General features: G+C 70.4%; 8 protein-coding genes. 2 read left to right on the top strand and 6 right to left on the bottom strand.

The window, feature by feature from the left end:
- Positions 1–67 precede the first annotated feature (67 nt).
- A complete protein-coding gene (locus ACFXBC_RS19455; protein WP_385025417.1) occupies positions 68–931 on the bottom strand; it encodes an oxaloacetate decarboxylase in 864 nt (287 codons plus the stop codon).
- A gap of 406 nt (positions 932–1,337) precedes the next feature.
- On the opposite strand from ACFXBC_RS19455, the gene ACFXBC_RS19450 reads away from it, so the two are divergent.
- Both ACFXBC_RS19450 and ACFXBC_RS19445 read left to right on the top strand, forming a co-directional pair.
- Positions 1,338–1,928, top strand: coding sequence for a Type-2Aa cytolytic delta-endotoxin (locus ACFXBC_RS19450; protein WP_385025415.1), 591 nt, complete (start codon positions 1,338–1,340; stop codon positions 1,926–1,928).
- Between the two features lie 94 nt (positions 1,929–2,022).
- On the top strand, positions 2,023–2,913 hold the full coding sequence (locus tag ACFXBC_RS19445; RefSeq protein ID WP_385025412.1) for a phosphotransferase: 891 nt from the start codon (positions 2,023–2,025) through the stop codon (positions 2,911–2,913).
- 27 nt (positions 2,914–2,940) lie between these two features.
- Here ACFXBC_RS19445 and ACFXBC_RS19440 read toward each other — a convergent pair whose 3' ends face one another.
- From ACFXBC_RS19440 to ACFXBC_RS19420, 5 genes are all read right to left on the bottom strand, one after another.
- Positions 2,941–3,756 carry a class I SAM-dependent methyltransferase gene (locus ACFXBC_RS19440; protein ID WP_385025409.1) on the bottom strand — a complete coding sequence of 272 codons (816 nt, stop codon included), beginning with the start codon at positions 3,754–3,756 and terminating at the stop codon, positions 2,941–2,943.
- Between the two features lie 152 nt (positions 3,757–3,908).
- Positions 3,909–5,387 (bottom strand): MFS transporter, encoded by a 1,479-nt coding sequence (locus ACFXBC_RS19435; protein WP_385025406.1) that lies wholly within the window; start codon positions 5,385–5,387, stop codon positions 3,909–3,911.
- 136 nt (positions 5,388–5,523) lie between these two features.
- Complete coding sequence (locus ACFXBC_RS19430; RefSeq protein WP_385025403.1) at positions 5,524–6,501, bottom strand: amino acid ABC transporter permease; 978 nt, start codon at positions 6,499–6,501, stop codon at positions 5,524–5,526.
- Between the two features lie 14 nt (positions 6,502–6,515).
- A complete protein-coding gene (locus tag ACFXBC_RS19425) occupies positions 6,516–7,160 on the bottom strand; it encodes an amino acid ABC transporter permease (RefSeq protein WP_385025400.1) in 645 nt (214 codons plus the stop codon).
- A gap of 10 nt (positions 7,161–7,170) precedes the next feature.
- On the bottom strand, positions 7,171–8,115 hold the full coding sequence (locus tag ACFXBC_RS19420; RefSeq protein WP_385025397.1) for a transporter substrate-binding domain-containing protein: 945 nt from the start codon (positions 8,113–8,115) through the stop codon (positions 7,171–7,173).
- Positions 8,116–8,732: the final 617 nt, after the last annotated feature.

Here is an 8,732-nt window from a genome sequence, read left to right as displayed (position 1 = left end):
CCCCTCGGTAAACTACCTGGACGCACGGGCTGGGTGGGTACCCGCGGTTGAGGGCCGCGGGTACCTTTCAGACGCCCAGGCGTGAGGGTGAGTCGTGGTGGCGGCTGATGTTGCGCTCCAGCAGCTGCGTCGACTCGGGTACGCCGACGCTCCGCGGGCCGCTGACCCGGGGGAGGCGCCCGTCCGCCGCCTTCAGCGTCCGCATCGCGGTGTCGATGGCCTCGTGAGCCGCGAAGAGGCAGGGGGTGGAGTAGATCGCGACGTCCACGTCCAGGGCGTCCAGCTCCGGGAGCGACAGCCGGGGTGACTTTCCGCCGGCGATCTGGTTGAAGAGCAGGGGCTTGTCCCCGATGACGTCCCGGATGCGGCGGATCCACTCCACACTGCGTACGCCGTCGACCAGCACCACATCGGCGTCGGTCTTGGCCAGCGCGGCGGCGCGGTGCAGGATGTCGTCCTCCTCGACCGCGTCGGTGCGGGCCACCACGACCATCTCGCCGCGGCATTCCAGCACCATGTTGAGCTTGTCCAGATACTCCTCGAACGGCAGGACCTGCTTGCCGTCGGCGTGCCCGCAGCGGCGGGGACGCTTCTGGTCCTCCAGGATCACACCGGAAGCGCCTGCCCGGTCCAGGCGCTGCACGACATGGCAGGCGACCTCCGGGTCCACGTAACCGTCGTCGATGTCGACGAGGAGGTGCCGGCCGGGGAAGGCCAGACGCAGCCGCTCCACGAACGCGACCATGTCCGGCCAGGCGATGTAGCCGATGTCCGGGAGACCGTAGTGCGAGGCCGCGAAGCCGAATCCGGAGACGAAGAATCCGTCGTAGTGCTGGGCCGCGACAGAGGCCGAGTACATGTCGTAGATCCCGATGAGCGGTGTGGTTCCGGGTGCGGAGATGTCCTCGCGCAGTGCTGGTCCGTAACGCATCGAACCTCCAAGGTTCCGATGTCCGAAGGGTGGGTTCGCCCTTCGCTTGACCGGAAATTTACAGACATTTGAAGTTCGGTTCGGTTGCCCCGAGTTCGCGACCCCGGCGGGAAGAGGTACGGGCGAGGCAGGGGCGCCCCTTTGCGTATCTGCGCAGAATCGTTTCGATGTGAGGGCCGTTCGGATGACGTGAAAGGAGTTCCGAACCAGGCGTGGCTGGGCGTGTTGGGCGCGGTGGCGCCGACGCGGGACCGGCGGCCCGGGAGCCTCCCCCCGGGTCGTCCGCGCATCGGGACGCCGCTGCGAGGCGTGGAGCCCGCTCGGCATACTGCCTCCGCCGGATCACCGCACTATGCGGCACGGCGCAGCACACAGCGGCACAGCACACAGCGACACAGGAGGAGCCATGGCCGGTAATTTCAGAACCGTCATCGATGTGGGTGCGGACCATCTCGAACAGGCCCAAGCCATCGACCGGGTGTTCCAGGAAGCGATCGCCCCGGCGACCGTCAACTTCGACTTCGACCACATCCGGGAGGCCGCGGCCGCCATACCGGACGGAACCGTCGTCAGGATGGTCCGCGGCTGGGGGCTCCAGGAGCACGCCCCGATGGGCGTCATCGTGGTCTCCCTGAAGGAGGCGGTGCGCCAGGCCCTGCCGGACGCGCTCGCCGACGCTTCCTTCTGGGACACGATCGATACCGAGCTCGTACGCGCCTTCACGGGCCTCGCCGCCCAGGAGGACGAACCGGGGCTCTCGTACTACGAGGAAGGCGTGGACCGCACCAGCTTCTACCGGGACCTGTTCTTCGCCCTCCAGGACGAGGAGGCCGAGGCGGGCGTGTACGCCATCGCCTTCTGCGTGGACGCCACCATCGGTCTGGACAAGGCCCGGCTCGGCACGCTGGGGGTCTCCGATGTTGCCCCGTTCGCGGTCCGGCTCAACGCGATCGTGGTGCGTCAGGAGCTTCGGCCCGCGGTCGGACCGACTGTCTGACGGGCGGTCATCCTGTACGGCCCGCCGTCCCGGGCCGCTTCCGGAAACGCCGTTCCGGTGTGCTTCGTCCCCTCAAGGTTCGTAGAGTGCTCCGATGAGCGGATCCCGTGGGGATGGTGAGCGTGTCGAGCGTGTCGAGCGGCTCGACGCGGAACGCACCGTGGAGGCACTGTGGCGCGAGACCGGAGTCCGTCTGGTCGTCGAAGGCCCGTGCCCCGGCGGACAGGTCGGCGCGGCATACGTACGGTGGACGGACGGTCACCGATCGGTACTGAAGTGGCGTCCTGAGGTGGGAATTTCGGGCGTCCGGAGTGGGCCGCTCGCTGTCGTAGACGCCCTCCGGGCCACGGGATACCCGGCCCCCGCGACCGAGTTGGCGGCGCAGGTGGGCCATGCGGTAATCCTGGTGCAGGAGTTGCTGCCCGGTGCTAAGATCGATCACCTCGGCCATGACCTTCTCGACCAGGCGCTCGCCCTCAACGCGGCCCAGTCCGGAGCGCTCGCCGGACACCCCGAGATCCCGGCCGTCACCCTCAACTTGTCCGAAGACGGGCAGGGTTACTGTCTCCATGAGCCGCTGCGCCGCCACAGCCGCCGCAGCCGGGCCCTCGAAGGACGGATCGCCGAGGTCGCCGCCGACCATCCCGATGACCGCCTCGACGGGGACGACGCGGTGCACTTCGACTACCACCCCGGCAACCTGCTCGTGACCGGCGGCAGGATCACGGGCGTCGTGGACTGGGACGGCGCCGCCCGCGGGGACCGTGTACTGGACCTCGTCACCTTGCGCTTCGGTGTGCACGGCATGACGTCCGACGCGGAGGTGCCCCGGCGGCTCGACGCCCTCATCGGCTCCCTGCCCGAGGCCACGGTGCGCCGCGCCTGGGCACATATGAGTCTGCGCATGGTCGACTGGGCCATCCGGCACTTCGCCCCGTCCGACGTCGACCACTGGCTCGACCTGGCCGAACGGCGTACGGGCTGACCGGGGGCGAAGGCTCGTGACGGCTCGTCACACCGTGCGCGACACCCGCAGTTCCGTCAGATACCGCTTGGTGACCCGGCCCCCGTACCGTCCGTCGATCAGCCCGGCGATGCACCGAAGCAGCCCCTCCCGGGCCTCCGGTGGCAGGGCCCGGTGCCCGGAGTAGGTCCGCAGCACCGCCAGGTACTCCGCCGTGGTGTACGTCAGGTCCCGCTGGTAGCGCCGGAGAACCACCGGGCCGAACCGGCCGCTGCGGGCGACCTCGTCCGGGTAGCGCGAGGTGTCGACGTCCTGCGCCGCCAGGAGCCGTACGCCCGCTGGGGTGGCCGGGTCGAAGCGCTCGTAGCACCCCTGGACCTCGGCGAAGAACTCCTCGCTGCCGCCCGCCACATGCTGGGTGGCGACCACGGCCAGGGCGCCGCCCGGCCGCAGTGCCTCGGCAGCCCTGGCCATCCGTACCGCGGGGTCGATCCAGTGGAACGCCGTGGCTGAGACCACCGCGTCGAACGGCTCGTCCGGCAGTGGCCAGCTCTCGAAGTCCGCGTTCACGATCTCGACCGTCGAGAATCCGGCCAGGTTGCGCCGGGCGACGGCCGCCATGTCGGCGCCCAGCTCGACGGCGGTGATCCGGCAACCGCGCTCGGCGAGCGGCACGGTGGCCTGGCCGGTACCCGGTCCGACCTCCAGAACCCGACGGCCGGGCCCGATGCCGGCCAGCGTGCCGAGGTCGTCGAACAACTGCGGAGGATAGCCCGGCCGGGCCCGGTCGTAGAGCTCCGCGTCCTCGTTGAACGTCCGGCTCAGCCGGGCACGTCGTCTGGCGTCCGGTGTGTCGTCGCGCATGAGCCAGATGCTAGGCCGAAGCGGGCGGGGGAGGCAGGGGCGTACGTCTGTCCCGGGGCGCGTCCGTCGGGGGGCGGGGGTTCCGCCCGCGCGCGGTCCCCCCCCGTAGACGTACCGTTCGCTGAACCGCTCACGCGACGTGTGCGACCCACCTACAACCTGGCCTGCCGCCGCTCGGGAGATGTGTCTGCGGTGACCTGCTCCAGCGGGGGTGCGGACAGCCCGCAGCTCATACGGCACTCGGGCTCCGCGCGCAGCTGCGCAGGCTCCGCCGGGGTCGGCCGCCGGACGGTGAGGAAGGCGATGGCCGCGCCCACGACCATGACCCCCGCACAGATCGGCATGGCCCTGTCGAACGACCGGTCGAAAGCGGTGGCCGAACGGTACGCCTCCGGACCCATCCCCGTGAGGAACGGCAGCGCGGCGACCGCGATCAGTCCGGCCGCCCGCGCCGCCGCGTTGTTCACACCGCTTGCGAGGCCGGCCCGCGCGGTCTCCACGGAGGAGAGCACCGTCGAGGTCAGCGGTGCGATAAGCGTGACCAGGCCCGATCCGAGTACCAGCAACGCGGGGAGTACGTCCGTGGGGTAGAAGGCGTGTCTGCCGACCCTCAACATCAGGAGCAGGCCTCCCGCACAGAGCAGCGGCCCCACGGTCAGCGGGATCCGCGGACCGATCCGGTCGGCGAGCTGCCCGGATCTCGCCGAGAACAACAGCAGGAGCACCGTCGTCGGCAGCAGGGCCGTGCCCGCAGCCAGGGGTGAGTAGCCGGACACGACCTGAAGCTGCAAGGTGCCGAGGAAGAAGAAGCCCCCCAGCGCCGCGTACACGCACAGGGTCACGATGTTGACCATGGAGAACAGCCGGGAGGAGAAGATCGACAGCGGCAGCATCGGGTCCGACCGCCGCTTCTCCAGCAGCACGAACGCCACCGCGCTGACGACGCCGAGCACTCCGGCCCATCCGTTCCGCCCGATGAGCGAGTAGGCCAGGAGCGCCAGTGCGAGCGCTCCGAGCACGGCCCCGCCCACGTCGAACCCGCCGTGGTGCCGCGGGTCCTTCGTCTCCGGCACATGCCGGAGCGCGACCGGTACGCAGACGGCCGCGAGCGGCAGATTGATCAGGAACACCCAGCGCCAGCCGGGGCCGTCGACCAGCCAGCCACCGACGAACGGGCCGATCGCCGATCCGATGCCGCCGAGCCCCGACCACATGCCGACGGCCTTCGAGCGGTCGTCCGGGTGGAAGCCGGCCTGGATGATGGCGAGGGAGCCCGGGGTCAGCAGCGCACCGCCGATGCCCTGGAGGGCCCGCGCGAGGATCAGCACCTCCGCGCTGGGCGCGACCCCGCACAACAGTGAGCCGGCGGCGAACCAGACCACTCCGGTGACGAACACCCTGCGCCGCCCGTACCGGTCCCCGAGCGAGCCGCCCAGGAGGATCAGGCCGGCCAGGGTGACCGTGTAGGCGTTGGTGATCCACTGCAGGGAACCCAGTTTGGCGTGCAGGTCGTCACCGATGTGCGGCAGGGCGACGTTGACGACGGTGGAGTCCAGCAGCGCCATACTGGAGCCGAGCACCGTGGTGAGGATGACCCAGCGGCCCTTGGCCGTGGACAGGCGGATATCCATATCCGGATCATCTCCGGCCGCGGCGGGCCCGGCGAGCCGGTCAGCGCGGTCGGCCCGTGGGCCCATACCCGCGGCCCCGTACGCCCGCAGCCTCGCAGGACCTCGGCCTCTGTAGGACCTCAGCCCCCGCAGGACCTCAGCGCAGAGCGGCTGTGCGTCGTGCTGCCGTGGTGGCCCGGCCGGGGGTCCGGCCCGCGGTGCGCGACTCGACCCACTCGGCCAGCCGGGAGAGCAGCCAGTTCATCACCACGAAGATGACCGCGACCTCGAAGTAGACCTGGAGGAAGTCGTTCTCCAGATAGGAGCCCAGTACATTGCCCTGGTGCATCAGCTCGGGGTAGCTGACCACGTAGCCCAGTGTGGTGTCCTTCAGGGCGCGCACGGCCTGTCCGATGATGGTCGGCAGGAGGGCGCGTACCGCCTGCGGCAGCACGATGAGGCGCATGACCTGTCCGTGCCGCAGGCCGACGGCGTACCCGGCCTCGCTCTGGCCACGGGGGAGCGCGAGTACACCGGCCCTGAAGATCTCCGCGAAGTTGCCGATGGAGTGCAGCACGATGGGGATGACGAGCTGCCAGAACGGTGGCAGACGCAGCCCGAGCGCCGGCAGCGCGAGCAGGAAGAAATACACCACGAACAGCAGGGGCAGTGAGCGGAAGAGCTCCACCACCGCGCCCGCCGGTACGGAGACCAGCCGCCGCCGGGAGAGCCTCAGCAGACCCATGACGGCACCCACCGGAAGCCCGATGGCGATCGACACCGCACCGGCCAGCACGGTGTTGCCCAGCGCGCTGAATATGAACTGCTGGATGGATGCCTGGCCCAGCGGCTGCCACCGGTCCCCGTCCAGTTGTCCGTGGCGGGACAGCTGCACGAGCACCACGGCGACGCCCAGCGCCACCACCGCAGATGCCACGGCCGACGCGATCCTCCGCCGCCTGCGGCCCCGCTCTCCCGGCGGTTCGAACAGCACCCCCGCGGCGCCACCCAGCGGGCGGGTCCCGGCGGGGCGCCGTCGGCGGCCGGTGGCTGCGGGGGTGGTGTCGGTGTCGGTGGGGCCGGCGTGCGGCTTGGTCCCGGTGGTCACTGGTGTGCTCTCTTCTGTCCTGTTCACCGGCTCTGTCCTGTTCACCGGCGGACCCGCAGCCGGCGCTCCAGACCTCCGGTGATCAGCCCACCCGCCAGGGTGAGCGCCACATAGAGCACGGTCGCGGACGCGAACAGCGCGATCGGCTCGACGTACTCCACGTTCAGCTGCCGGATGACCCCGGACAGCTCGTTGACCCCTGCCACCGAACCCACGGCCGTACCCAGCGCGGTGGCGATGAACATGTTGCCCAGGGGTTGGACCATGGCGCGCAGTGCCTGCGGCAGTACGACCAGCCGCAGGCACTGGGTGGTGCTCAGCCCCACGGCGCGGGCCGCCTCGACCTGTCCGGCCGGTACGGTCTCCATCCCGGAGCGCAGGATCTCGCAGATGTAACTGGCGATGTAGACGGCCAGCCCGACCGTCACCGACGTCTCCAGCGGCAGGGTGAGCCCGAGCTGCGGCAGGACGAACACGGTCACCACCACGACCAGCAGCAGCGGCAGATTGCGGATGGTCTGGACGTAGCAGGACGCCACCGCGCGCAGTACCCGCAGCGGCGACACCCGGCAGAGTCCGAGCACGCTGCCGAGGAGAAGGGCGGCGGCGAAACTGACCAGGGTGAGCAGGACAGTACGTCCGAACCCGGCCAGGATCTCACCGAAGTGGTCGGCGACGACGTTCACGGCCGTCCTCTCAGGAGTCTGCGGATGCCTTGGCGGAGGGGGCGGCGCCCGCGTTCCCCGGAGCGGGTGGCTGGGGCGCGGGGGATTTGGTCAGGGGCGTGACGTTGTCCGTCCAGGACTGCTTCCACAGCCCCTGCTTCTCAATGGTGCGCAGGAAGCCGTCGACGATCGCGGTGAACTTCGGGTCGTTCTTCGGCAGCCCGATGCCGTAGGAGGCGGCGCCGTAGGTGAAGGGGGCCACCGACAGGGCGGTGTCCTTCTTGGCGCGGGCCACGATGACGGCCTGGTTGTTGACGAAGGCGTCCCCGCGTCCGTCGCGCAGGGCCTGGAGACACTGGCTGATGGTCTGGAAGACCACCGGCTTGGCGTGGGGGGCGACCTTCTTCAGCGACTCCACCGAAGGGCCTGCTGTCGTGATCACCTTGCGTCCGTCGAGGTCGGACACCTTGGTGAGGTCCGATGTGCTCTTGCGGACCAGCACCGCCTGGCCGAGGTTCATGTAGGGGCCGCCGAAGGCGACCTTGCGGAGCCGCTCGGGTGTGATCTTGTACGTGGAGACGACCGCGTCCGCCGTGCCGTTCTGGAGCAGCGCCTCACGGGTGTCTGCGTTGATCGCGACGTGCTTGACCTCCGGCTTGCCCAGCAGGTACTTGGCGAGCATCGCGGTCAGGTCCGCCTCGAACCCCTGGTACTTCCCGGTCACCGGGTTCTTCTCCGAGAAACCCGGGTCGGTGTCCGAAGTGGCGGCCGTCAGCCGGCCGTTCTTGCGGATGCGCTCCAGGGTGGGGGTGCTCGGCAGGTCCTTGCCCACGGGGGCACGCGAGAGCAGGTCGGTGGCCGGGTCCTTGCCGCCGGCGGACTTGTCGGTCGGCAGCGCCGAACCGGATCCGCAGGCGGTGAGGGCTGCGGCACAGGCGGCGGCGGCCACGAGCGCAGCGGTTCTCCGGAGAGTCATGACCGGTTTCCTTTCACAGCCGCGGACGGCGGGCCTGGCCACTGGGGGCGGAGGCGAGTCCGGGCGGGGGAGGCAAAGCAGAGACTGTGTCGCAGAAACTACGAGAGCGTGAATCTCTGTAGTGCGCTCACCATAGTCGGGCTTCACGCCGTGTCAAGGGGTGAGTGATACGACGGCCGGTGCGGTGCGGTGCGGTGCGGTGCGGTGCGGTGCGCAGGCGCGGCGACGTGGCAGTCGGGTTGGTGGCGCGATACTCGGGGCCTGGCGGTGCGCTCGGTGGCCGCCCGCCGCGTGACGCCCGCCGCGCGCCATGCGCCGCCCGCGACACGCGTGATGTCGGACGCGCGCGGCCCCGGTCCCCCGCGGGAAGGTGCAGCCGCAGGCGGTGTACGAGCGGCACCCGGCCCCGACACCCCGACGCCTCGACGCCCCTGTGTCACGGCAAGGGGGGCGGGGTGAGAGGAAGAGGGCGAGGCAAGGGACCCGGAGGCGGGCCTCAGTCGGCGGGGCCGGTCGTGCCCCCGCCCCCCCCCCGCAGCCAGGGCCCAAATGGCCAGGGGTGGCGTCCCGTCCGCGCAACCCCCAAGCGGGTTTTTGTGTAGCCCCCCACCCCCCCG

The organism is Streptomyces sp. NPDC059398 (assembly GCF_042751845.1).
Lineage (GTDB): Bacteria > Actinomycetota > Actinomycetes > Streptomycetales > Streptomycetaceae > Streptomyces.
This window is presented reverse-complemented; position numbering and strand designations above follow the sequence as displayed.

Bases quoted from the DNA above. Each gene is read 5' to 3' on its own strand.
- ACFXBC_RS19455 (WP_385025417.1), bottom strand. From the start codon at position 931: ATGCGTTACGGACCAGCACTGCGCGAGGACATCTCCGCACCCGGAACC.
- ACFXBC_RS19450 (WP_385025415.1), top strand. From the start codon at position 1,338: ATGGCCGGTAATTTCAGAACCGTCATCGATGTGGGTGCGGACCATCTC.
- ACFXBC_RS19445 (WP_385025412.1), top strand. From the start codon at position 2,023: ATGAGCGGATCCCGTGGGGATGGTGAGCGTGTCGAGCGTGTCGAGCGG.
- ACFXBC_RS19440 (WP_385025409.1), bottom strand. From the start codon at position 3,756: ATGCGCGACGACACACCGGACGCCAGACGACGTGCCCGGCTGAGCCGG.
- ACFXBC_RS19435 (WP_385025406.1), bottom strand. From the start codon at position 5,387: ATGGATATCCGCCTGTCCACGGCCAAGGGCCGCTGGGTCATCCTCACC.
- ACFXBC_RS19420 (WP_385025397.1), bottom strand. From the start codon at position 8,115: ATGACTCTCCGGAGAACCGCTGCGCTCGTGGCCGCCGCCGCCTGTGCC.